Below are 22,827 nucleotides of genomic sequence, written 5' to 3'. Positions count from 1 at the left end.
CCGTCATCGCTACTACAATCCGGACATTGGCCGCTACCTGACGCCCGATCCCGTGAAGCTGGCGGGTGGGCTGAACGGATACCAATACGTGCCCAACCCGACGGGGTGGGTGGATCCGTTGGGGTTGAATACCTGTCCGGGTGCGAACGGTTGTAAACCGGATATTGGGGTTGGGGATCCGGCCGAAAACGCCACGGTCAATGAAGGTCAGCCTGCTGCACCTCGTCTGACACAGGCTGAACGACGCGCACGAATTGATGAGCTTGGGGAAGCGAACGCTTACCGCCGTCTTGATGAACTTGAACAAGCAACGCCGGGAGCACACTTTCTGGAAAAGCATGGAGCACAGACTACGCTGGCGTCTCAACTCGAAAGGGTAATGACCGCTAAAAATCCTACTACCGGGATAGTTGAAGTCCACGATAGAGGAAGGAGAGCAGGACAACCGAGACCGCCTTCCGCCGCCACTCATTTCCTTAGCCATCGAGATCAATTAAATGCTATTTATCGAGCGCAACTTATACTCAAGCATACAAACATAGGTACATCTCGCGAACCAATGGACATGGGGAAAATTATCGGAGAAGGATACAAGAGGGATGGCCTTGAATACGGCCAACAAAGGAAAGCCGTCGTTATATTAGATGCAAATGGGAACCCTAAAACTGCTTACGCGGACTTTTAAAAATGAAATTAAAACCTAAACTTTCGATCATTCGAAGCCTGCTATTCACCTACAATATCGAAAACACTAAAGATCTCGAGCGAGAAGAGGTGATAGTTTCCAAAGACGTCAATGACGACAAACAACTCGCGGAGCTATTTGACGAGCTAACCAAACCTGAATACATGTCATACGACAATGAAGAGCGGCAATGGTATATAGACACACTCAATCACTACCTGAACACTGACGAAACTTTCGACTCCGTCTTCTACTTATTCGATACGTACTTCGATGACGAAATTTCCGACCAACGTCAATTTATGAAAATTTTACTCGAATGTTTGACAAGATATCAGGCAGAAGCCACGAAAAAGGATTGAGGTAATCAGAAACCGTTAACGCGGCTAACAGCAAAGGGGATTGACTTTCATAAAGTTCTCCCCCTTCCCTCGTACTGTCCGTTTCCCAAAAACTTCACCCCACCTGCTGCAACCGCCCAGCCCGAAAATCCTTCGGCGAAACTTCGAACTGTTTCTTGAATGACCGACTAAAGTGCGCCGAATCCGTAAACCCCCACTTATACGCAATCGACGTAATCGACTCACTGCGCAAAAACGGGTTGGTCAGATCATCCGCACTCCGCTTCAACCGCGCCCGCTGGATATACCGGCACACACTGTCATCCTGTTCCTCAAACAACCGATACAAATGCCTTACCGAGATGTTCAACCGACTCGCCAACCCCACCGGGCTCAACCCTGGCTGGGTTAACGACTCATCAATCACCTTCTGCACATAGCTGCGCAGATTGCTGCCCTGCAACCCGCCACAATCGTCCCGCTCATCATCTTCCTGCTCAAACGCCGACCCCAGCAACGAGATAAACGCCGACTGCAACGCCTGCCCCTCGCCGACCGCGCTTTCGCCGTTCAACGCGTCTTTGCACAGTTGGTCCATCAGCACATGCAACATGCGCCCGCAGGCTTTGCTTGAGGAGATTTTGCCGAAGGTCTTGGGCTGGTTGCCGAACTGTTTGCACATCTCTGCGCGGGACAAGGACAGTGAGGCATGTTCGATCAGCCCGAACGGGGTGATGTCGATGGAGCCCACCGAGTCCATCAAAAGTAATTCGCCGGGGGCGAGTTGCACGCTCTGGCCGTTTTGGGTGATCTGGCAGTAGCCGCTGCGCTGGCTGACGAGGAAACAGTTCTGGTCGTCATCGTGGTCGGCGCGGGCTTTGGGGCGCTTGATCAGGCCGGCGTTGGTGCGCAAGTTGGCCAGGGGCAAACCGCCGCGGGAAAAGGTGGTGATATTACCGATGAACAACGAGCGGTTGAAGGCCAGTTCTGTGTCGAAGTGACCGCAAACCGCGCGCAGATCCCGGGTCCAGCGGTCCAGCCCGTCTTGCCCAATCTGTTGCATGCTCATGGTAGTTTCCACCTTGGCTTTTTGTTTTTGTCGGGCAATAGTTAACATGTTATCTATATGCGCGCAACAAGTACGTGTCTGCCAAGGTGGTTGCACTATTGATGCCAGATCCTGCGGTCAGTGGGCCTGTAATGCGCGCTGAAAACCGCTCAAGGCGTCCAGCAGCCAGGCACGTTGATCGCTGCTCAAGGCGATATAGCGCCGGAACGCCGGCATGCGATTGACCACCTCGCTGCCGCCCATATGCTCAAGCCGCACGCACCACTGATGATCCACCAGGTCGATGCGCAGGCGCTTGAAGTCCAGCGGCATCAAGGCGCGATACAACGCACTGCCCTCCTGCAACTCGGCTTGCAGAACGCCTAACACTTCCTTGTCTCCCGAGCGCTGCCGACAGCGGATTCCAGTGCGTCGAACGGCCCCGGTGTGGTGCAGTTCGAAGCTTGCCGTGCCCCGCTGCGAGGCAGGCAGGCGCAGTACGAATTCGGTCATGACCAGGTGCATCAACAGTTGCGATTCGGTGCGCTCGACGATCTCCAGTTGCAACCCGAGCTCGTCCAGGGCCACCCGGGCCGTCGTCGGTCCGCACACCTCATAACCGGCGAGGCCAAGGTTGCGCCGCAGGTGTTCCAGCGTAACGCCGGGACGATAACCGGCAGGCGCGCGCCGGGCGCTGAACAGCTCAGACAGTTTTTGCAGCATGGCTGATATACCCGTTGTGCGGCTGACCTGGCTCATGGGCGAACTCCTTGGCTAACACCTCCTCCACCGAGGCGGGCTTGAATGGATTGACCTTCTGCACCACCAGGGTCCAGAACAGCGCGTACGCCGCCGTGCAACCGAGCATCACGCCGAAGGGAATGTAGATGTCAGCAGGGTTCATCCCCGGCGGCGTGATAAACCACATGCCCAGCAGGATGCCGATGCTCGACAGAATCTGCGGCAGCGGAAAGAACGGCGAACGGTAGGCGCGAGGCAGATCCGGCCGGCGAATCCGCAGGATCACCACCGACAATGTCACCAGCAGATAAGCAAAACTCCAGGCACACACGGCGGCCAATACCAGGTGCATGATGTTGTCGGTGTTGCCCCCCAGGTACAGCGCGTGCAGGCACGGAATCAGCATCGCCACCAGGATGCACAGCAGCGGTGTCTTGAAGCGCGGGTGCAGGTAGGTGAAGACCTTGGGCAACGCGCCGTCGACCGCCATGCCGTACAGGATCCGTGGCACACCGGCCATCAGGGTGTTGATGGTCGCAGCACCGGCAAACAGGAAGCCGATGCCCAGCCACATCGGGCCGATGCTGCCCATGACCTGCTCGGCGAATTTAGGGATCGCCATCGGCGTATCCAGCAGGTGCACCCCGCCCGCCGCGTCGATCAATACGTTTTCCACCTGGCGCTTCATGGCGGCGCCGTAGATGAACATGCAGGTGGCCACCCCCAGCAACCCCAGCACCATGGCCTTGGGCATCACCTTGGCCGAGTTGCGCAGGTCCGGCGCCAGCGGGGTGACGAACTCGCAACCGACGAACATGAACATCGCCATGCCCACCAGCGACAGGATGGTGATCAGGTCGGTGCCCACCAGGGATTCACCGAACCAGCCATCCAGCTGCACCGCCGGGGCTGCGATCAGGCCCAGTACGCCGAATACCATCAGGGTGGTCCACATACCGAAGGTCAAGATGATCTCGGCCCGGCCGAACGCGCTCACACCAAACGCATTCAGCACCCCGAACACAATCACGAAGCCCACCCCGAGCAACCATGAACCGCCGGCGGATTCCGCCAGGGTGTTGAGGTGCTCGAAGTTCACCAGCGCCATCACCCCGGACAGGATCGTCTCGGCGGTGCCGGCAAACACATGCACGATCAGGTACGCCGACAAGGTGCCGGTGATCGCAAAGAACCGGCCCATGCCGCAGTTGATGTAGTCGTAGACCGAACCGGTGGTGGGCAGGATCGAGGCGGCTTCGGCGAAGGTGGTCGCCTGGGCCAGCATCATCACCACCGCGATCAACATGGCCACCGCGAAGGCACTGCCGCCTATGCCAAACCCCATGGTTGCGGTGAGGATCACCGGGCTGGCCATGATCAGGCCAATGGTGCTCGCCAGCGCCGTGGGAAAGCCCACCGTGCCGCGTTTCAAGTGTTCGGTGAGCCGGTCGTTGATCGACATGGTGCAGATCCTCAAGAAGCGGATTTTTAGAAGTATTGGCACTCTGCGCCCCGCCCTGGCTGATCGTCTTGCTCCTGGCTGCCGCCGGTTTTGTTGCTGCCTGCCACTGTCCCGCCGTTGGCGGCCAGGGTCAATTATCCGGCACGCAGAGGAAAGACTTGGCGCGGTGGCGCTCGCCCTAATGCTCCCTCAATTCACCTTGTTGGGGACTATAACAATGCAGCACACACAACAAACCCGTCACCTGTACAGGGCCATCAGCCTGGGCATCGCGCTGATGGTCATCGACTCATCGGCCCAGGCGTTTGAGCTGTATGCCGATGACGACACCAAGGTCACCGGCAATTTCCTCGCGGTGTACGGCATGTTCAACAGCCGCAAAAACTATGACGGCACTACCGGCGGTTCCACCTGGCGTGAAGGTTTCATCAAGTATGGCTTGAGCGTTGACCAGCGCTTCGGTGCCCTGGGCAGCCTGTATGGCACGGCCAACCTGGTCAGCTCCGGCACCTGGGGCGAGGGTGATGCGTCGGGCGTGACCACCGGCAGCGAGCGCACCACCAAGTTCGACGAAGCCTTCGCTGGCTGGCGCTCGGGGGAACTGTTTCCGGCGCTGGGCAAGGATGGGGTGGACCTGTCGTTCGGCCGCCAGATCATCATGCTCGGCGACGGTTTCATCATCAACGACGACGGCCCGAACCTGGGCAAGGGCGTGGATGACGGCAAGTTCAACCGGGGCGGCGCGTACTACATCGCCGCGCGCCACGCCTTCGATCAAACCGCCGTGTTACGCCTGGGGGGCAAGGACGGCGTGCATGGCAGCGTGATGTGGATCAAGTCCGACAACCGCGCCCAGGCCAACACCGAAATGGCCGCCGGCACCCTGGACTACACCGCCGCGCCGGGCACCGTGGGGTTGACCTATATCCATGGGATCAGCGTCGATAATCGTTATGCCAATGACCTGCAAAAACAGCGCGCCGGGATGAACCTCTACAGCCTGCGGGGCGCCGGCAATGCCGGGATCGAGAACGCGCATTTTTCCTTTGAATACGCCTGGCAGGACAAGGACGCTGGCCCGGAAAAAGCCTGGTACACCGAGGCCGGTTATACCTTCGCCGCGCTGCCGTGGTCGCCGGACCTGACCTACCGCTACAGCCGCTATTCGAAAAACTGGGATGCCATGTTCTCGGGCTTCAACCGTGGCTATGGCACTTGGGTGCAGGGCGAAGTGGCTGGCAATTACTCAGGGCCGTTCAATACCAACACCGAGGTGCAGCACGTGGCGCTGAAGGTCAAGCCGCTGGACAGCGTGACCGTCGGCGCGCTGTTCTTCGACTACAAGACGTTGAGCAAGGGCGGCATGCTCAACCTCGATGGGCGCGAACTGGACCTGTACGCAGAGTGGGCGGTGAGCGAACACCTGATCGTCACGCCGCTGCTGGGCCTGTACAAGCCCAACAAGGATGAGAGCAACGGCGGCAACCAGGCGGGTGGCAATGGCACCAATGTCTATAGCCAAGTCACCGTGGCGGTGCCGTTCTAGCGCAGATGCAATGAGCTAATGAAGATCAAATGTGGGAGCTGGCTTGCCTGCGATGCAGGCACCTCGGTACATCAGAGACACCGCGGTGATGCTATCGCAGGCAAGCCAGCTCCCACATTCAAGCGGCGTCAATCCTCGAGAGAGGTGTTCGCCCTACGGTTGCCGTTCCTCGATCCGCGCATACGCGCCCTGGTGATAGAGCAACGGCGAACGCCCAAAATCATCAAAAGCCACCACCTTGCCGATCATGATCCAGTGATCACCACCGTCCACCTGCTGATACTTCTCGCAGTGAAATCGCGCCGAGCAATCAGCGAAGACCGGCGAACCGCCCTCGCCCGGCTCGAATTCGATTTCGGCAAAACGATCGTCCCTGGGCCGGGCAAAATTGTTCGACAGGTCAATCTGATCCGCCGCCAGCACGTTGACCGCAAAATGGCTGGCCTGCTCGAACACCTCGTGGCTGTTGGAGCGCTTGTCGATGCTCCACAACACCAGCGGCGGGTCCAGGGACACCGAGTTGAAGCTGTTGGCGGTGACACCCACTTTGCGCCCGCTGGCATCAGCGGCGGTGACCACCGTGACACCGGTGGCAAAGTTGCCCAGGGCCCGGCGAAAGGCCCGTGGGTCGAAACTGTTATCAGACATGCAAGACTCCCGGACTGCATCAACGCGCAGTCCTGATTATTGTGATGGCCGGGTCGGCTTCAAATCATGCTCGGATCAGGCTCAAGCCCCATCAGCTCACGCCCCAGAATTTGCGCGCACACGTCGTAATCGGTGTACGCATGAGCACCGGTCATATGGGAATCGCGGAACAGGCGCTGCATTTCGTTGTGCTCGAACCACGCGTTGCCACCGGCGGCCTCGAACAAGCGGTCCACCGCCTGAATGCACATCTTGGTGGCATACGCCTGGTTGGTACGCCAGAACGCCAGGGTCTCGCGGCTCGGGTAACGGTGCTGTTCGCTGTGTTCGGCGTGTTCCTGCCAGGTCTTTTCCAGGAACGCCCGGGCAGCGGCCACCTGATGCGTCGACTCCGCCAGGCGCATCAACGCCGGGGTCGCAGCCCCCACCGCCGCGCCGGTGTAGGCACGTACGCGGGTCTTGGTTTTTTCGCGGAACACCTCAAGCATGCGCTCGGCCACCCCCAGGCTGACGGTGGAGAAACCGCTGGCGAAATACGGACGGTACGGCGAGTAGAAAATCTTGCTGTCAGGGTACAAACCGAAACCGGCGGACTTGCCTTCCATCATGTCCTTGGCTTTCTGGATGCGATGTTCGGGCACCCGCGCGTTGTCGATGATCAGGGTCTTGGTGCCGCTGCCCTTCATGCCGGCGGCGAACCAGTCATCACGAATCTGATAATCGCTGCGCGGCAGCACCGCGAAGCAGTAATCCTGAGTGCCTTCGGCGTTTTTACGACGAAAACCGACAATCGCCCACTCGGCGTGATCGCAACCGCTGCTCCAGCCCATTTCACCGCTGAACAGCACACCCCCTTCAACCTCTTCAGTGCGGCCAAACGGCGCGATGCTGCTACTGGCCGTGGCGTTCGGGTTGTCGCCCCAGACTTCCTGCTGCAGCTTCGCGGAAAACAGCGCCAGTTGATGGCTGTGGGTGCACAACAGGCTCATGGCCCAGGCGGTGCTGGCACAGGCGCCGGCCAGCAAGGCGATGCAGTCGGCAAACTGCGGCAGCGAGATTTCCATGCCGCCAAAGGGTTTGGGTTGAAAGGCACGGTGCATGCCGATGCTCTTGAGCAGCGCAATGTTCTCATCGGGAACCTTGCGGTCCTGCTCGGCCTGGAAGGCATTGGCAGCGATGGTCGGCAGAATCGCCTTGAGGTCTTCGAGGAGCGGGTTTGGCTTTTTCATGGACGGCCCTGCTTATTATTGGATGTCCGGCTGGCGTTCCAAAGCAACGAACGACGCTGGATGTGGGGCCAGTATGGAGCCGGCGATCACCCCGGAAAATGTACCTTCCACAGCCAAGATTGCACTTTCCACAGGCCTGGCAGCCACAGACATATCGCCCGGCAGGCACAGACAAGCCTGGCCCGGCGGCGCTGGTTAACCTCGGGCTTTTGCGAGCAGGAAATTCCCATGAGCGATATTGCGCTGCTGCCTGAAGTCCAGGCCTTCCTCCGTCGAAACCATGCCTTGTTTATCGACGGCGGCTACGTCCAGAGCCACTCCAGCCAGACCCTGGAGGTGATCAACCCGGCCACCGGCGAAGTGATCGCCCACGTGGCCGATGCCGACCTTGCCGATATCGACGCGGCCGTGAAGTCGTCCCGGCGCGGCTTCCGACAATGGTCCCAGGTCGCGCCAGCCATGCGCGGCAATGTGCTGCTGAAACTCGCCGACCTGCTGGAGCAACACCGCGAAGAACTGGCGCAGATCGAAACCTGCCAGTCGGGCAAGATCATCCAGATTTCCCGGGCCTTCGAGGTGGACCAGGCCGCGCATTTCCTGCGTTACTACGCCGGTTGGGCCACCAAGATCAGCGGCGAGACCATCACCCCGTCACTGCCCTCCTTCGCGGGCGAACGCTACACCGCGTTCACCCTGCGGGAACCGGTGGGCGTGGTGGTGGGCATCGTGCCGTGGAATTTCTCGACCATGATCGCCATCTGGAAACTCGCCTCGGCGCTGGTGACCGGTTGCAGCATCATCATCAAGCCCAGCGAGTTCACCCCGCTGACCATCCTGCGCATCGCCGAACTGGCCATCGACGCCGGCCTGCCGGCAGGCGTGCTGAACGTGTTGACCGGTGGCGGCCTTGTGGGCAAAGGCTTGGTGGAGCATGCGGACACCGACAAGGTTTCGTTCACCGGCTCGGTGCCCACCGGCATCGCGGTGGGCCGCAGCGCCATGGGCGCCGGGTTGACCCGGGCGACCCTGGAACTGGGCGGTAAAAACTCCGCCGGGTTTCTGCGGGATGTGGACCTCGACAAGGCGGTCAACGGGATCATCGAAGCCGGGTTCCTGCACTCCGGGCAAATCTGCGCGGCCGCTGAACGCTTCTTCGTCCACCGCTCGCAGATCGAGGCGATCATGGACAAGCTTGCGCAGCGCCTGGGCCAGTTGAACATCGGTTCGCCGCTGGACGAACGCACCGAGTTCGGCCCGGTGACCAACCGTCAGCACCAACAGAAACTCGAAGGGTTTTTCGCCACGGCGCGGGCCGAGAACAATACGATTGTCCACGGCGGCAAGCTGATCGCCGGGCCCGGTTGCTACGTGGAGCCGACGGTGATTCTCGCCAACACGATCAACGACACCCTGCTCAACGAAGAAACCTTCGGTCCGATCGCGACGTTTTTCCCCTACGACACTGAGGAAGAACTGCTGGAGTTGATGAACAACACGCCTTACGGCCTGAGCGCCAGCCTCTGGACCAACGATTTGAGCAAGGCCCTGCGCATGGTGCCGGCGATCAACGCGGGGACGGTGTGGGTGAATATGCACACGATGCTCGACCCGGCGGTGCCGTTTGGCGGCAACAAGTCTTCGGGGGTGGGGCGGGAGTTTGGCGGGGCGTTTATCGAGGACTACACCGAGCTCAAGTCGGTGATGATTCGCTACTGACCGGCATGCGGAGTGCCTGTCGGGGCGTTATCGCTGGGGGAGGATGCGTGGCGGGGGCATATCCGTTATTTGGGTGATGGCCTCTATTGGTTCCGCTCTTACAGCGGCTCACTTTTGAAAAGCGCAAAAGTAAAAAACGCTCTTGCCCCACCACTCGGCACCTCGCCCAGGCTCGGTGTGCCCTCACTCCGGCTTTGGACCGTGGGCCGCCGCGATGGGCCATCCTTGGCCCAGCGCGGCTAACCCGGCGTCCTGCCGGGTTACCCACGCTCCAAAGCCTGCGTTCGGCCAGCGTGGTTTAACGGGGCGCCTAAGATCAAGATCAAAAGCAGATCAAGAGCACAGCGGCCTACCGGCCGGCTTGAGTGTGAAGAGCAAAATCAAAAGCTAAAGCGGGCACGGTCCAAATGTGGGAGCTGGCTTGCCTGCGATGGCATCACCTCGGTGTATCTGAAAAACCGAGTTGTCTGCATCGCAGGCAAGCCAGCTCCCACAGAAAAGCAGATCTTTTTTCGCTCTGGCTTTTTGATCGTTCCCACGCTCTGCGTGGGAATGCATACCGTGACGCTCCGCGTCACCATTGCGCGGGGCATCAGTCCGGCGGTGCCAGCGGGACGCGGAGCGTCCGAGGCGGCATTCCCACGCAGAGCGTGGGAACGATCACCTTCGCCTACCACACCGCAATATGCGAATCCGCCCGGGGCTCGGTCCCACCACACAGCACTCCACTGACTGGATCCCGCAGGATAATCTGCCCACGCCCGAAGTCCGTCAGGTCACTGGCAATCTGCACCTGATGCCCACGCCGAGCCAGGGCATTGGCCAAATCCCGCGACGCCCCCTGCTCGATGCCCACCTTCATCTCCCCCAACCACTGCCAACGCGGTGCATCAAGGGCCGCCTGGGGATTAAGACCGAAATCCACCAGATTCATCACCATCTGCACATGCCCCTGAGGCTGCATATACCCGCCCATCACACCAAACGGTCCGAGAGCCTGGCCATCCCGGGTAAGGAACCCAGGAATGATGGTGTGGAACGTCTTTTTCCCAGGCATCAGGCAATTGGCATGCCCCGGATCAAGGCTGAACTCCTGCCCTCGGTTCTGCAGCGCAATACCACTGTCGGGCAACACCACACCGGAGCCAAACCCGTGGTAATTGCTCTGGATAAACGAAACCATATTGCCTTCCGCATCGGCGGTGGCCAGGTACACCGTGCCACTGGCGTGAGGATCACCAGGCTTGGGTGGCTGGGCCTGCTCCCCTATCTGCTCGCGCCGCCGGGAGCTGTACCCATCACTGAGCAAATCCGCCACCGCCACCCGCATATGCAGCGGGTCAGTGATGTAGTGCAAGCCATCGCTGTAGGCAAGCTTCATCGCCTCCAGCTGACGATGCCAGGTCTGCTGGCTGTCACGGTGATCAAAGCTGAACCCTTCCAGAATCTTCAGCGCCATCAGCGCCACCAGCCCCTGCCCGCTCGGCGGGATTTCCCACACGTCGACCCCGCGATAATTGATGTGGATCGGCTCCACCCACTGCGCCCGGTAGCCGTTGAGATCGGTGGCCCGCAAGTAGCCACCGGTAGCCCGGGAATGGGCGTCCAGGCGCTCGGCCAGGGCACCGCGATACAGGCTTTCACAGCGGGTCGCGGCCAGTTCTTCAAGGGTCTTCGCCTGGGCCAGGTTACGGAACAGCTCCCCGGCCCGTGGCGCCCGGCCGTCAATCAGGAACGTCTCGAACCACGCCTCCAACACCGGGTCACGATGGGGCGTGAACTCGTCCAGGGCGACCTGCCATTGATGGGCAACCACCGGCGACAACGGAAACCCGTCCCGCGCCAAACTGATGGCCGGTTGCAGCAGTTCGGCAAACGGCAGCTTGCCAAAACGCTGCGACAACTCGGCCCACGCCGACGGGCAGCCCGGCACTGTCACCGGGGTCCAGCCATACAGCGGCATCTGTTCATGGCCGGCGGCCTTCACCGTCTCAATCGACACCGCCGCCGGCGCATGCCCGTTGCCGTTAAGGCCATGCAGCTGGCCCTTGCACCAGACCAACGCAAACGCGTCGCCCCCCAGGCCGCAGCCGGTGGGTTCGACCACGGTCAGCGCCGCCGCCGTGGCGATGGCGGCATCAATGGCGTTACCGCCCTTTTGCATGATCTCGATGCCGGCCTGGGCAGCCAAAGGCTGGGAAGCCGCGACCATGCCGCGCCGGGCGAACACGCTCTGGCGCTGGGACGGATAAGGGTATTCATGAGCAGAGAATTTCAACATGGCAAAGGCTCTTCAAAACAAGGATTCATTGGCCGGATTTGACCCGGTTCCACTCCCGGGTCATCAGGCGCTGGATGGCTTCCGGCAGGTCGGCGGAAACGAAGGTGTGGCTGATCACTTCGTCACCGGGATAGATACCGGGGTTGCCGCTGACTTTGGGGTCCATCAGCGCCGTCGCGTCTTGGTTGGGGTTGGCGTAGCCCACGTAGTCGCTGATGGGCGCGATCACCTCGGGGCGCAGCAGGTAGTTGATCAGGGCGTGGGCGTTGGCCACGTTGCCGGCGTCTTTGGGGATCGCCAGCATGTCGAACCACAGGTTCACGCCTTCCTTGGGGATCAGGTAGCGGATGTCGAGGTGCTTGCCCGCTTCCTTGGCGCGGTTCTGGGCCTGCATCACGTCACCGGAATAGCCGATGGCCACGCAGATATCACCGTTGGCCAGGTCGGCGGTGTATTTCGACGAGTTGAAGTAGGTCACCGAAGGCCGCAGTTCCATCAGGCGTTTCGAGGCTTGCTTGTAGTCGTCGGGCTTGACGCTGTTGGGGTCCAGGCCGAGGTAGAGCATCACCTGGGGAATGATCTTCACCGGCGCATCGAGAAACGCCACGCCGCAGCTCTTGAGCTTGGCCAGGTTGCCGGGTTCGAACACCATCGACCAGGAATCCAGTACCGCGTCCTTGCCCAGCACCGCACGGACTTTTTCCTCGTTGTAGCCGATGCCCACGGTGCCCCACATATATGGCACGGCGTAACGGTTGCCCGGGTCGGCGGCTTCCAGGCGTTGCATCAGGCGCGGGTCGAGGTGCTTCCAGTTATCCAGCAGGGAACGTTGCAGCGGCTGGTAGGCACCGGCCCGGATCTGCTTGGACAGGAACTGGCTGGACGGCACCACCACGTCATACCCCGAATGTCCGGATAGCAGCTTGGCTTCGAGCATCTCGTTGGTGTCGAAGATGTCGTACTGGACCTTGATGGCGCTGTCTTTCTCGAAATTCTTCAACGTGTCGGGCCCGATGTAATCGGACCAGTTATAGACCTTCACCACCGGGTCGGCGGCCTGGGTCATGGGGACAATCGCGGCGCAGCACAGGGCCGCGAACACACTCGATAAGCGCATGGAGACTTTCCTTGGAAGGGTCATAGCACACGGCTGAGAAAGGCCCGGGTACGGGGATGGCTGGGACGGCTGAAAATCTGTTCCGGCGGCCCTTGTTCGATGAGTTCGCCCTGGTCGAGCACCACCACGCGGTCGGCCACTTCACGGGCAAAGCCCATTTCATGGGTCACCACCACCATGGTCATGCCCTCCTCGGCCAACTCTTTCATCACCTGCAAAACTTCGCCCACGGTTTCCGGGTCGAGGGCGCTGGTGGGCTCGTCGAACAACATCGCCTGGGGTTTCATCGCCAGCGCTCGGGCGATCGCCACCCGTTGCTGCTGCCCGCCCGAGAGCATCGACGGGTAGTGGCCGGCCTTGTCCGCCAGGCCCACCCGCTCCAGCAGGCCACGGGCTTGTTCCAATGCCGCCGCACGAGACACACCAAGCACCTGGATCGGCGCCTCGATGATGTTTTCCAATGCGGTCATATGGGGGAACAGGTTGAAGCGCTGGAACACCATCCCGATGTCCCGGCGCTGGCGAGCGATGTTGCGCTCCGAGTCCCGCACCAGGCTGCCGTCGGCACGCTCGCGATAACCCATCGCCCGACCGTTGACGCGGATGCGCCCACCCTGGATGTCTTCCAGCAAATTGATGCAGCGGATAAAGGTGGTCTTGCCCGAGCCCGAGGCACCGATCAGCACCACCACTTCGCCACGGCGCACTTGCAGGGAAATCCCCTTGAGGATCTGCAACTCGCCGAAGGACTTGTGCACATCCAGGGCCTCGATGATCAACTCTTCACTTTTGTGCGCCATGGTTAGCGTCCCCTCAACAATTTCAGGGTGCTGCGACCGAACATCCGGCTGGAGGCCGGCGGCGGTGACGAAGGCCGGTCCGACTGGCCGAAACGCGCCTCCAGCCAGCGCTGGAAAAAGCCCCAGAGCGTGGTCAACAACAGGAAGTAGATGGCGACCACCAGGTACAACTCAAACACCCGGAACGTCGCCGAGGTAACCATCTGGGTGCTGAGCAACAGCTCCTGCACGCCGATCACACTCACCAGCGTGGTGTTCTTGAGCATCACGTTGAACTCGTTGCCCAGCGGCGGGACGATCACCCGGAACGCCTGGGGCAGCACGATGCGCCGCATCAGTTTGGCGAAGCCCATGCCCAGTGAGCGCCCGGCTTCGTATTGGCCCTTGTCCACCGCGCCAATGCCGGCCCGGATGATCTCCGCCATATAGGCGCCTTCATTCAGGCCCAGGGCGATGATCGCCGCCTGGATATTCCCGGGGACCACCAGCCCGAACAGGTCGATATCCTCGAAACGAAAAATCCCCCCCGCCGCCAGCGCCGTGTACAGGAACACGATCTGCACCAGCAACGGTGTGCCACGCATCAACCACACATAAAAACGCACTGGCAGGTGCAGCAGCGGGTTCTTCGACAACCGCAACAACGCCGCCGCCAACCCCAGCACACAGCCCAGCAGCATCGCCGATACCGCGATCAGGCACGTCAGCCAGAGCCCGGTCAGGTACACCCCGCTGGGCTGCAGCAGGTACTGCCAGAACACATCCCAATTGAAATTCATCGCAGGTTTGCCTCAGTCGAGTGTGTCGCTGCTGACATGCCACTTGTTCAGCAACTGGACGTAGCTGCCGTCGCTGCGCATGTCGCTGACCACTTGCTGCACGGCGGCGCTGAGCTGCGGATCGTCCTTGCGAATGCCCAGGCCGGTGAGGATCCGGCTGAACGCCGGTACGCCTTCCTGGAACAGTTCCGGGGCCATCGCCGCGTAGTAACCGGCGGTTTCCACGGTGGTGCCATAGGCGTCCACCTGGTTGATGCGCAGGGCCTGGAAGGCGTCGGTGTCGGTGTTGTACACCACCAGTTTCATCGGTGGCTTGCCGGCCTTGGCCAGGCTGTCGTTCTGGGCGTCGAGCAGGGTCTTGATGGTGGAGCCGTTGAGCACCGCGACCTTGTGCCCGGACAGGTCATCCAGCGCCTGGATGCCCTTGGGGTTGCCCTTGGGCACCACCACCGACTGGCTGGAATACATGTAGTTGACGATGTCGATCACTTGCCGCCGCTCGGGCTTGTCGAACAGCTGGTCGACGATCATGTCGCACTGCTGGGCCAGCAGCGCCGGCACCAGCCCGGAGAAGGGAATCACCCGCCATTGCACCTGCTTGCCTCCCAGGCGCTTGGCGATTTCCAGGCCCAGGTCGACGGTCAGTCCCCGGGGTTTCTGCGCTTCATCGAAGGACACCAGGGGCGGTGAATCCATCCCCGAGCAATACACCAGTTTGTCGACCTTCTGCAGGCGCTCCGGCACCTGGGGCGCAGCGATCGCCCACTGTGTGCAAAGGCCCAGGGATACGGCGACCAGCAAGGCGCGGCGTTTATGCATGACCAGACACTCCAGTTCGTTGAACAACGGGGGCAGGACTCAAAGTCAAAACACGGGCGGGTTGAAACCCGCTTCTATTTTTCCGTTTGCAGGAACTGAATCAGCGCCGGCACGGTGCCTTCGATGTGCTCGCGCACCACGGCTTCGGCGCGGTCGGCGTCACCGGCGCGAATCGCATCGAGGATCACCGCATGCTCCTGGCGGGCGCTGAGGGGTTTGTCGCCGTGCTGCAGCCACAGGCGCATGGGCGCCTCCACCAGCGAGTACAGCGCCGAGATCTGCTTCATCAGGCGCGGGCGGCCGCTGAGGCTGCACAGGTATTCGTGAAAGGCGCGGTGGCGGCTGACCCACTCGGCACTGTCGTCGCGGTAGTCGTCCATCTCGTCCAGCTGCCGCTCCAGCGCGGCCAACTGGCGCTCGCCAATCCGCCCGACCGCCACACGCACCGCCAGGCCTTCGAGGGCGCTGCGCATCTCGAAGACTTCGTGCAACTCGTCGATGTCCAGGCCACTGACAATCGCCCCGCGGTTGGGCCGCAGGGTCACCAGGCCCTGGGCGTCGAGGCGGCGGAAGGCTTCGCGCACCGGCATGCGGCTCATACCGATCTCGCTGGCGATGTCCTCGGCGATCAACCGGTCACCCTTGCGGTAGCGGCCACTGCAAATCGCGTCCAGCAGGAAGGTGTAGGCCTCCTCCTCGGCGGTCAGCGGCTGGCGTTCTACATAAGCGGGAGCGAATTGCATCGGCAGCACCTTTTGAATTTTTGTATCCAATTATCCACGAATACAAAAAAGCAGTTTGCGTGCCAGGTTGGCGGGTAGTGCTTCAAGTGATTGATTCAGATGGAGTTGGTGAGCTGGATTAACCCGTGCACGGCGCAATACCGCAGTAAAGTGCTACCAAAAGGTTCAAGGAGCGGCCCATAAATGGGCAGGCCGGTAGCCGGTAACATCCTGGTACCTTTCTAAATACCTGTACAATTTTATTATTTTGTACAAGTATCAGCAGTATCAAGCCCTCTCTGGGAGAACCGCAATGACCCGTCTATTGGTTTCGCTGGCCCTAGTGCTGGGCCTGAGCAGTTGTGGCAGCGTGGATGTAAAACACTATGCCGACCAGCAGCCCCAACTGGACCTGGTGAGCTTCTTCAGCAAGCCCGTCAAGGCCTGGGGCATATTCGAGAAACGCTCGGGTGAAGTGGCCAAGCGTTTCGAGGTGAATATCGCCAGCCGCCGCGAGGGTGAAAACCTGATTCTCGACGAACGCTTTCTCTACAGCGATGGCACTCGCCAGCGGCGCGTCTGGACCCTGACCCCCGATGGCCCGAACCACTGGCGCGGCCGCGCCGACGACGTGGTCGGTGAGGCCAAGGGCGAGGTGGCCGGCAACGCGTTGCACTGGCGTTACGTGCTGAGCCTGCCGGTGGACGGCTCCGTCTACGAAGTGAGCCTCGACGACTGGATGTACCTGATGGACGAAGACACGCTGATCAATCGCTCCAGCATGTCCAAGCTGGGGGTCGAAGTGGGCCAGGTGACGCTGTTCTTCCGTCGCCAGTCTTCGCAACCCTGACCGGCAAGGAGTGAATCATGAACCTGCAAACCCTGACCCAACTGGCCACCCAAGGCGACGTGCGTGAAATGGAACTGCTCTCCCTGGAAGGCGGTTTCTATCTGGCGCGCGTCCGGCTGGACCACGGCCAGTTCACGTTGCTGGACGCTGCAGCAAAGCCCCTGCACTTTCGCTCCGTCAATCACCTGCGTGACGTGTTGCAGTCAGTCCCGGCGTTCCCCTGCACCCTGGTGCATCAGTGCGTCCATGATGAAATGTGCGGCCGGCGTGAAGGGCCCATTGAGGCACTGCGAACGCCGTTCTCCCTGGAAGCGCCCTGGTGACCAAGGCCGTTAGAAACCTGTGCCTGGTGCTGGGCGATCAGCTCTCATTTGACCTGGTTTCACTGGACGGGCTGGATAGCCAGCACGATGCCGTCTTGATGGTCGAGGTCATGGAGGAAGCCAGCCATGTCCCCCACCATCCGCAAAAAATCGCCCTGGTCTTCAGCGCCATGCGCCACTTTGCCCAGGCGTTGCAGCAGCGTGGTATCCGGGTGCAGTACGTCGCCCTGGGCGACCCGCAAAACACCGGCTCGGTACCCGGCGAGCTAGGGCGCTGGCAATCGCTGATGCAGCCACAGGAACTGCACCTGACCGAATGCGGCGACTGGCGCCTGGAACAATCCCTGAAAGACTGCGGCTTGCCGATCCAGTGGCATGCCGACAGCCGCTTTTTGTGCAGCCGTGACGAATTCGCCGCTTGGGCCAGCGGCAAAAAACAGCTGCGCATGGAGTTCTTCTACCGGGAGATGCGCCGCAAGAGCGGCCTATTGCTCAACGGTGACGGCACCCCGGTCGGCGGCGCCTGGAACTTTGATGCGGACAACCGCAAGGCGCTGCCCAAGGGAACCAAAGCGCCCTACCCGGCGCGCTTTGCCTCGGACTCCATCACCCAGGAAGTGCTGGTGCTGGTACGTAAACACTTCAGCAGCCACTACGGCGACCTGGACACCTTCGATTACCCGGTGACCCACACCGATGCCCAGGCACTGTGGGACTACTTTCTGGATTACGGCCTGGCCGGGTTCGGCGACTACCAGGACGCCATGGCCAGCGACGAGCCCTTCCTGTTTCATGCCCGCATCAGCGCGGCGCTGAACATCGGCCTGCTGGACCTGCGCCAACTGTGCAGCGACGTGGAGGCAGCCTATTGGTCGGGCGGCATCGGGTTGAATGCCGCCGAAGGGTTTATCCGCCAACTGATTGGCTGGCGTGAATACGTACGCGGCGTGTACTGGCTGAAGATGCCTGACTATGCCGCTGGCAATGCATTCGGCAACAACCGCCCGCTGCCGGAGTTCTACTGGACGGGCGAGACGCAAATGAACTGCATGCGCCAGGCGATCGGCCAGAGCCTGAAACATGCCTATGCCCATCACATCCAGCGGCTGATGGTCACCGGCAATTTCGCCCTGCTGGCCGGCATCGTGCCCAGCCAGATATGCGAGTGGTACCTGGCGATCTACATGGACGCTTTCGACTGGGTCGAGCTGCCCAACACCCTGGGCATGGTCATGCATGCGGATGGCGGCTACCTGGGTTCAAAACCTTATTGCGCGAGCGGACAATATATAAAACGCATGTCGGACTACTGCCGCGACTGTGCGTACAAAGTCACTGAAAGTACCGCTGACAATGCCTGCCCGTTCAATGCGCTTTACTGGCACTTCCTGATGCGCCACGGCGACCTGCTGCGGGGTAATCAGCGCATGGCCATGCTCTACAAGAATCTCGACCGGATGCCTGAATCAAAGCAGGACGCCCTGTGGAACCGGGGCCAGAGGCTGCTGGCGAAGCTGGATGCGGGCGAGTCACTTTGAGCGGGCGACTTGGTGTTTGCCGGCACGCTGACCGAGCAGCATCAATCCACCTCCCGTCAGCAGCAGGCTCGCCGCGATAACGATGTAGCCGCCGTACACATCCACGCCTTGCACGAGGCTGAGCGTCTGGGAACACACCAGGGTGCCGGTCAGCGAGGCAATGGCCAGCACCGGCGTCACGGTCGCGGAGACTCGGCCCATATAGCCTGCCGGCACGGCCTCTTGCAGCATAGGCCCCTGCACCATGGCAAACACCGAAAAGCACAGCCCGCAGCAGAACATCAGCCCCCAGGCCAGGTAAAACGGCGGATGCAACGCATAGCCCAGGTAGCTCAGCCCCAGGCACAACAGCGCCACGGTGAACGCGCGTCGAATGCTCAAGGCCTTCAACAGCGGCCGAACGAGAAAGGCCGCCATCAGCCCGCCGACGGGGAATGCGGCGAGTACCAGGCCATATTCACGCGGGCTCAGGCCCAACGTTTTGAAGGCATACAACGACAGGACGACGTTGTTGATACCGAGGGAAAAGCCATATAACGCCACGCCGGTCAGCAGGGTTCGAATCGATGGGTGCCCCCAGGAAAACCGCAGGCCGGCCAAGAGTCCACGCCAGAATGAGGCGCGCTCTGCGGGCAATGCAGACCCTAAATCTCGAGTGGCCAGGATACATAGCGCTGAACAGCTGAACGCCAGCACATTGATCAGCAACGCCCAGATCGGCCCCACCCACACAAACAGCGCCGGGCCCACGGAAGCGGAAAGTACCGAAATACCCGTGAGGGAAAACATCGTCTTGGCCGACGCTTCCACCCGCCGCTCAGCGGGAATGATCACTTGCATGACCGCCTGCCGGGACGGGTTGAAGAACTGCGCGGCGCTGCTGTTCATCACCAGCAACAACAGCACGCCGGCGAACACTTGCATCTGATCGAGGCCGGACAGCGTATAGATCAGGATAAAGATCAGGAAGTTGATCACCCGAATAGCATCAGCCGTGATCATCACGTAGAGCGCAGGCAGGCGGTCGACCCAGGCACCCGCCAATGGCGCCACCAGCACCCGCGGGATCGCCGAGGCCGCCACCGCCAGGCCTACGGCGCTGGGTAGAAAGGCGCTGTCGCGGAACAGATCGGTCACCAGCCAGACGATGATCGTGCTCTCCAGCACGAACTCGCCGAAGGACGAGAGCGCCTGGCCCAGCCATAAAAGTGAAAAATTGCGGCTGATGAAAAAACCGGCAAACCGGCTTTGCCCTTGATTCGTCCTGAACACCATCCCTTCCCTGTGCGAAACGCTGTGAAATTTTCCGGCCGCTGCGAATTGTTGTGAAGCCGGCGATAAATGGCCAATTGCCCATGCTAACGTCGGCTTCGATGTCATCCAATTCATTGAGGGAGCAGCGCCGATGTCTACTACCGTAACACCCGCCGGTGGCGGACCGACCACTCAAAAAGCCTCGACGTCGGTATTCGACGACAAGTTGAATATTTCCAAGTCGAGCAAGGTGATCGCCGATTACATGCGCCAGTCGGGCAAATCGGCGATTACCAAGCAAGAGCTTTCGCAACTGGCCAGCAATGCCTCGGGCAAGGTGCCCGCCGATGTGAGCGCTGCTGCCCAGTACATGGAACGCCATCCCGACGTGTTCACCGCCATTGAAACCCATGACGTGGCGGGTGCCGATAACCTGTCCGGGGTGTGGAACTTCGACTGGGCGGCCAACGGTGGCCTGAACGGCACAGCGACTGATGCGATCGCCAAGATGCAGGACACCTTTGACTTTGCAATCGCCAAGTCGGCGCTGATCACCGAGATCAGCACTGGTAAAAAGGCCGAGCTGGATTCGACCAAGCAGCGGCCGCAGAACTAAGTCTCCAGCCGCTACAAAAATCCAGTGTGGGAGCTGGCTTGCCTGCGATGCGGGCACCTCGGTGCTTCAGGTACACCGAGGTGATGCCATCGCAGCCTCGCTAAAGCTCGACAGCTCCCACACTGCATTTGCTTTGCCTGTCAGGTCGTTGTGCTGCCATCAAAAGTGAAACGCCACCCCCGTGGTCACGTTGAACGCATCCCCTACATAGAAGTTGGCCGAGTCCTGGCCCTTGGCGTCGTACGCGGTGTTGGTGGCCGTGGCGTAGCGTTTGTTGGTCAGGTTGCGCGCGTCGACGAACACCTCCCACTTCTTGCTCGGCGCCTCGTAGCCCACCTTGGCCCCCCACAAGGTATAGGACGGCGCACTCAGGGAGTTGGCAAAATCCACGTAATAGCTGGACGCCGCCCGGGCATTGAGCTGCGCGTAGAAACCGCTGCCCTGGCGATATTCCAGCTCCGCCTGGTAGACCTGGCGCGGCAAGCCCGGCAACTGGTTGTCGCCGAACACCCCATCATTGCGGTAGTGGAAGTCGTTGAAGGTGTAGGCCTGGCGCAAGGTCACGGTGTCGCCATTGCCGCCGTCCCACAGTTGCGCATTCAAGCCGGCTTCGATGCCCTGGTGAATGGTTGCGCTGCCGTTGGAGGTAGCCACCAACTGGTCCTGGGTAGCGGTTGCCTGGCGCACCACCACCGACAACAGTTCTTTCTGCACCCACGACCGGTAGACCGTCAGGCTGCCGTCGAAGATGCCATGGCCGCCACGAATACCGAACTCCACGGTGTTGGCTTTTTGCGGCCGCACATCACGGATGTAGGGCGTGCCGGTGCTGCCCAGCTGCCAGGTAACGGGTGGATCCACCGAGCGGCTGACGTTGCCGAACACTTCGAATTCCGGGGTCAGCTGGTAGCGCAGGCCGATGCGCGGGGCGACGTCGGTCTCGTCGTACTCAACGCCACTGGGGAACGCGCTGGTATTGGTGCCGGTGCTGTATTCGATCTGCGCCTTGCGCTTGATATCAATCAGCGACAGCCCGGTGGACAGCCACGTACGGTCATTCAGTTGCAGTTCGTTGCCAAGGGAAAACACCGTGTCCCGGGAGCCGGTGTAGTTGGTTTTCTGCTGGGTGATACCGGTGGCCTTGCTGTGGGACTTCACATCGGCGAGGTACGCCAGGGTGTTGCTGAAGGTCACGCTGCTGTCGCTGCGCAGGCCGAAGAAGGTGTCGGCGGTGCGCAGGTAGCGCAAGGTCAGGTTGACGTCCTGGGAGCGCCATTCCTGGGGTGTTGGCGAGTAACGCCAGCCGTTGTCCAGCGGGTAGTCGTTGTAGCCCAGGCCGACTTCGAGCTTGGCATTGTCGTCGAAGGTGTAGGTGGTGGTGCTGCCCAGCAGGGTCGAGCCGTCCTTCTTGCGCCCGATGGGCACGAGGTTGCTCGTAGGGTCGTGCTTGAGCTGGTATTTGGTCAGGGTGTTGCCCTGGCTCAGAGTCTCTTCCTTGTAGCGAATGTAAAAGCGCGTCTCCAGTTGCGGGCTGAACACGTGGCCGAAGTTGGCGACGATCCCCTGTCCCTTGTTCGGCGTGTTGTCCTGATAACCATCCCGTTCGTTGTGCTGGATGCTGACGTAGTAATCGTTGTCGCCGTCAACGCCACCGGTACTCAGCTGCTGCTTGCGGTAGCCGAAGCTGCCGGCTTCGAAGCGCGCGTAGTTGCCCGGATCGGTGCGGCCGGTCTTGCTCACGAAGTTGATCGCGCCGCCCAGGGATAACGCCGAATAACGGAAAGCGTTGGCGCCGTAGAGCACCTCGGTGTGGTCCACGGAGGCCATGTCCAGCATGTCTTCCTGGGTGCCGCCCGGGCCGGTCAATGGCAGGCCGTCATAGAGGAATTTGATCCCCAGCACATAGCCTTGGTAGAAGGTGTTGAGGCCCGAACCACGGATCGAAATCTTGTTGGCACCCGAACCGCTGGTGGCCTGAGCGAAGACTCCCGGCTGCAACGCCAGCACGTCCTCGGCATTCGCCGCCCGGCCCTGCTCGATCTTGCGGTTGTCGATCACCGCGGTTTTGCCGGGTACCTTGGCCAGCTGCTTCTCGGCCTTTTGCGCTTCGGTGGCTTCGGCGCCGGTGACCACTACCGTGGCCAGGGTCGGATCGGCCTGGGCGGCAAAGGCCGCGCCGTGTATCAACATCAACAGCACGCCGAGGCTGGACGCGGTGGCCAGTGACTCAAAACGACGAGCGCGTGGTTCAAACAGTTGCCGCATGGATTAAATACTCCTGGGGTCTCTAATTAGTTGGAGCATCTATTTGT

General features: G+C 60.8%; 20 protein-coding genes and 1 pseudogene. 8 read left to right on the top strand and 13 right to left on the bottom strand.

The annotated features are described in order from the left end of the window. Together K0H47_RS31165 and K0H47_RS19415 are read left to right on the top strand one after the other, a co-directional pair. On the top strand, positions 1 to 685 hold a 685-nt coding region (locus tag K0H47_RS31165), incomplete at its 5' end, for an RHS repeat-associated core domain-containing protein (protein WP_257626701.1). A 2-nt stretch (positions 686 to 687) separates the two neighbouring features. Next, entirely contained in the window at positions 688 to 1,047 is a 360-nt protein-coding gene (locus tag K0H47_RS19415; RefSeq protein WP_177027116.1) for a hypothetical protein, read from the top strand. Positions 1,048 to 1,141: 94 nt separating this feature from the next. On the opposite strand, the gene feaR is transcribed toward K0H47_RS19415, so the two are convergent. The 3 genes from feaR to K0H47_RS19400 form a co-directional block, all read right to left on the bottom strand. Beyond that, positions 1,142 to 2,095: a transcriptional regulator FeaR gene (gene feaR / locus K0H47_RS19410; protein ID WP_219273440.1), complete on the bottom strand. Its 954-nt coding sequence runs from the start codon at positions 2,093 to 2,095 to the stop codon at positions 1,142 to 1,144. Positions 2,096 to 2,212: 117 nt separating this feature from the next. Further along, the gene (locus K0H47_RS19405) at positions 2,213 to 2,797 is read right to left on the bottom strand and encodes a DUF3156 family protein (RefSeq protein ID WP_063031577.1); all 585 of its coding nucleotides are present in this window, start codon (positions 2,795 to 2,797) and stop codon (positions 2,213 to 2,215) included. After that, positions 2,778 to 4,277 (bottom strand): APC family permease, encoded by a 1,500-nt coding sequence (locus K0H47_RS19400; RefSeq protein WP_003219898.1) that lies wholly within the window; start codon positions 4,275 to 4,277, stop codon positions 2,778 to 2,780. The genes K0H47_RS19405 and K0H47_RS19400 overlap by 20 nt, the downstream gene beginning before the upstream one ends. A gap of 217 nt (positions 4,278 to 4,494) precedes the next feature. On the opposite strand from K0H47_RS19400, the gene K0H47_RS19395 reads away from it, so the two are divergent. After that, positions 4,495 to 5,823 (top strand): alginate export family protein, encoded by a 1,329-nt coding sequence (locus K0H47_RS19395; RefSeq protein ID WP_219273439.1) that lies wholly within the window; start codon positions 4,495 to 4,497, stop codon positions 5,821 to 5,823. 171 nt (positions 5,824 to 5,994) lie between these two features. On the opposite strand, the pseudogene K0H47_RS19390 reads toward K0H47_RS19395, so the two are convergent. Next, positions 5,995 to 6,471 (bottom strand): annotated as a pseudogene (locus tag K0H47_RS19390) (flavin reductase family protein); the annotation flags it as partial. Between the two features lie 59 nt (positions 6,472 to 6,530). Next, the gene (locus tag K0H47_RS19385; RefSeq protein WP_177027119.1) at positions 6,531 to 7,700 is read right to left on the bottom strand and encodes a p-hydroxyphenylacetate 3-hydroxylase oxygenase component; all 1,170 of its coding nucleotides are present in this window, start codon (positions 7,698 to 7,700) and stop codon (positions 6,531 to 6,533) included. A gap of 228 nt (positions 7,701 to 7,928) precedes the next feature. Here K0H47_RS19385 and K0H47_RS19380 point away from each other — a divergent pair, with 228 nt between their 5' ends. Beyond that, the gene (locus K0H47_RS19380; RefSeq protein WP_219273438.1) at positions 7,929 to 9,416 is read left to right on the top strand and encodes an aldehyde dehydrogenase family protein; all 1,488 of its coding nucleotides are present in this window, start codon (positions 7,929 to 7,931) and stop codon (positions 9,414 to 9,416) included. 670 nt (positions 9,417 to 10,086) lie between these two features. Here K0H47_RS19380 and K0H47_RS19375 read toward each other — a convergent pair. The 6 genes from K0H47_RS19375 to K0H47_RS19350 all read right to left on the bottom strand — a co-directional run bounded on the left by K0H47_RS19375 (position 10,087) and on the right by K0H47_RS19350 (position 15,955). After that, positions 10,087 to 11,697 (bottom strand): gamma-glutamyltransferase family protein, encoded by a 1,611-nt coding sequence (locus K0H47_RS19375; RefSeq protein WP_219273437.1) that lies wholly within the window; start codon positions 11,695 to 11,697, stop codon positions 10,087 to 10,089. Between the two features lie 25 nt (positions 11,698 to 11,722). Then, positions 11,723 to 12,814 carry a polyamine ABC transporter substrate-binding protein gene (locus K0H47_RS19370; RefSeq protein WP_063031587.1) on the bottom strand — a complete coding sequence of 364 codons (1,092 nt, stop codon included), beginning with the start codon at positions 12,812 to 12,814 and terminating at the stop codon, positions 11,723 to 11,725. Positions 12,815 to 12,834: 20 nt separating this feature from the next. Next, entirely contained in the window at positions 12,835 to 13,614 is a 780-nt protein-coding gene (locus tag K0H47_RS19365) for an amino acid ABC transporter ATP-binding protein (protein ID WP_017478927.1), read from the bottom strand. Positions 13,615 to 13,616: 2 nt separating this feature from the next. Then, on the bottom strand, positions 13,617 to 14,393 hold the full coding sequence (locus K0H47_RS19360; RefSeq protein ID WP_017478926.1) for an amino acid ABC transporter permease: 777 nt from the start codon (positions 14,391 to 14,393) through the stop codon (positions 13,617 to 13,619). Positions 14,394 to 14,405: 12 nt separating this feature from the next. Next, entirely contained in the window at positions 14,406 to 15,212 is an 807-nt protein-coding gene (locus K0H47_RS19355; RefSeq protein WP_177027411.1) for an ABC transporter substrate-binding protein, read from the bottom strand. A gap of 74 nt (positions 15,213 to 15,286) precedes the next feature. Then, positions 15,287 to 15,955 (bottom strand): GntR family transcriptional regulator, encoded by a 669-nt coding sequence (locus K0H47_RS19350; RefSeq protein WP_063031594.1) that lies wholly within the window; start codon positions 15,953 to 15,955, stop codon positions 15,287 to 15,289. 292 nt (positions 15,956 to 16,247) lie between these two features. Here K0H47_RS19350 and K0H47_RS19345 point away from each other — a divergent pair, with 292 nt between their 5' ends. From K0H47_RS19345 to K0H47_RS19335, 3 genes are read left to right on the top strand one after another with little or no spacing between them, the layout of a single operon-like run. Continuing rightward, positions 16,248 to 16,784 (top strand): DUF3833 domain-containing protein, encoded by a 537-nt coding sequence (locus tag K0H47_RS19345; RefSeq protein WP_063031596.1) that lies wholly within the window; start codon positions 16,248 to 16,250, stop codon positions 16,782 to 16,784. Positions 16,785 to 16,801: 17 nt separating this feature from the next. After that, positions 16,802 to 17,107: a DUF6482 family protein gene (locus K0H47_RS19340; RefSeq protein ID WP_093198989.1), complete on the top strand. Its 306-nt coding sequence runs from the start codon at positions 16,802 to 16,804 to the stop codon at positions 17,105 to 17,107. Next, positions 17,104 to 18,645 (top strand): cryptochrome/photolyase family protein, encoded by a 1,542-nt coding sequence (locus K0H47_RS19335; protein WP_219273436.1) that lies wholly within the window; start codon positions 17,104 to 17,106, stop codon positions 18,643 to 18,645. The genes K0H47_RS19340 and K0H47_RS19335 overlap by 4 nt, the downstream gene beginning before the upstream one ends. On the opposite strand, the gene K0H47_RS19330 is transcribed toward K0H47_RS19335, so the two are convergent. Beyond that, the gene (locus K0H47_RS19330; protein ID WP_219273435.1) at positions 18,637 to 19,917 is read right to left on the bottom strand and encodes an MFS transporter; all 1,281 of its coding nucleotides are present in this window, start codon (positions 19,915 to 19,917) and stop codon (positions 18,637 to 18,639) included. The genes K0H47_RS19335 and K0H47_RS19330 overlap by 9 nt on opposite strands. 133 nt (positions 19,918 to 20,050) lie before the next feature. Between K0H47_RS19330 and K0H47_RS19325 the strand changes: the two genes are divergently transcribed. Then, positions 20,051 to 20,515 (top strand): hypothetical protein, encoded by a 465-nt coding sequence (locus K0H47_RS19325; protein WP_063031603.1) that lies wholly within the window; start codon positions 20,051 to 20,053, stop codon positions 20,513 to 20,515. Between the two features lie 159 nt (positions 20,516 to 20,674). Here the strand turns inward: K0H47_RS19325 and K0H47_RS19320 are convergent, their stop codons facing one another. Beyond that, positions 20,675 to 22,780 (bottom strand): TonB-dependent receptor domain-containing protein, encoded by a 2,106-nt coding sequence (locus K0H47_RS19320; RefSeq protein ID WP_093199001.1) that lies wholly within the window; start codon positions 22,778 to 22,780, stop codon positions 20,675 to 20,677. Between the last annotated feature and the right edge of the window lie 47 nt (positions 22,781 to 22,827).

Origin of the sequence: Pseudomonas sp. Xaverov 83 (assembly GCF_019352905.1) — a bacterium.
GTDB classification, from domain to species: Bacteria; Pseudomonadota; Gammaproteobacteria; order Pseudomonadales; family Pseudomonadaceae; genus Aquipseudomonas; species Aquipseudomonas yamanorum.
This window is presented reverse-complemented; position numbering and strand designations above follow the sequence as displayed.

Coding starts and splice junctions, on each gene's coding strand:
- K0H47_RS19400 (WP_003219898.1), bottom strand. CDS start 4,277: ATGTCGATCAACGACCGGCTCACCGAACACTTGAAACGCGGCACGGTG.
- K0H47_RS19325 (WP_063031603.1), top strand. CDS start 20,051: ATGTCTACTACCGTAACACCCGCCGGTGGCGGACCGACCACTCAAAAA.
- K0H47_RS19320 (WP_093199001.1), bottom strand. CDS start 22,780: ATGCGGCAACTGTTTGAACCACGCGCTCGTCGTTTTGAGTCACTGGCC.
- K0H47_RS19385 (WP_177027119.1), bottom strand. CDS start 7,700: ATGAAAAAGCCAAACCCGCTCCTCGAAGACCTCAAGGCGATTCTGCCG.
- K0H47_RS19375 (WP_219273437.1), bottom strand. CDS start 11,697: ATGTTGAAATTCTCTGCTCATGAATACCCTTATCCGTCCCAGCGCCAG.
- K0H47_RS19405 (WP_063031577.1), bottom strand. CDS start 2,797: ATGCTGCAAAAACTGTCTGAGCTGTTCAGCGCCCGGCGCGCGCCTGCC.
- K0H47_RS19350 (WP_063031594.1), bottom strand. CDS start 15,955: ATGCAATTCGCTCCCGCTTATGTAGAACGCCAGCCGCTGACCGCCGAG.
- K0H47_RS19365 (WP_017478927.1), bottom strand. CDS start 13,614: ATGGCGCACAAAAGTGAAGAGTTGATCATCGAGGCCCTGGATGTGCAC.
- K0H47_RS19340 (WP_093198989.1), top strand. CDS start 16,802: ATGAACCTGCAAACCCTGACCCAACTGGCCACCCAAGGCGACGTGCGT.
- K0H47_RS19395 (WP_219273439.1), top strand. CDS start 4,495: ATGCAGCACACACAACAAACCCGTCACCTGTACAGGGCCATCAGCCTG.
- K0H47_RS19355 (WP_177027411.1), bottom strand. CDS start 15,212: ATGCATAAACGCCGCGCCTTGCTGGTCGCCGTATCCCTGGGCCTTTGC.
- K0H47_RS19370 (WP_063031587.1), bottom strand. CDS start 12,814: ATGCGCTTATCGAGTGTGTTCGCGGCCCTGTGCTGCGCCGCGATTGTC.
- feaR (WP_219273440.1), bottom strand. CDS start 2,095: ATGAGCATGCAACAGATTGGGCAAGACGGGCTGGACCGCTGGACCCGG.
- K0H47_RS19380 (WP_219273438.1), top strand. CDS start 7,929: ATGAGCGATATTGCGCTGCTGCCTGAAGTCCAGGCCTTCCTCCGTCGA.
- K0H47_RS19415 (WP_177027116.1), top strand. CDS start 688: ATGAAATTAAAACCTAAACTTTCGATCATTCGAAGCCTGCTATTCACC.
- K0H47_RS19345 (WP_063031596.1), top strand. CDS start 16,248: ATGACCCGTCTATTGGTTTCGCTGGCCCTAGTGCTGGGCCTGAGCAGT.
- K0H47_RS19360 (WP_017478926.1), bottom strand. CDS start 14,393: ATGAATTTCAATTGGGATGTGTTCTGGCAGTACCTGCTGCAGCCCAGC.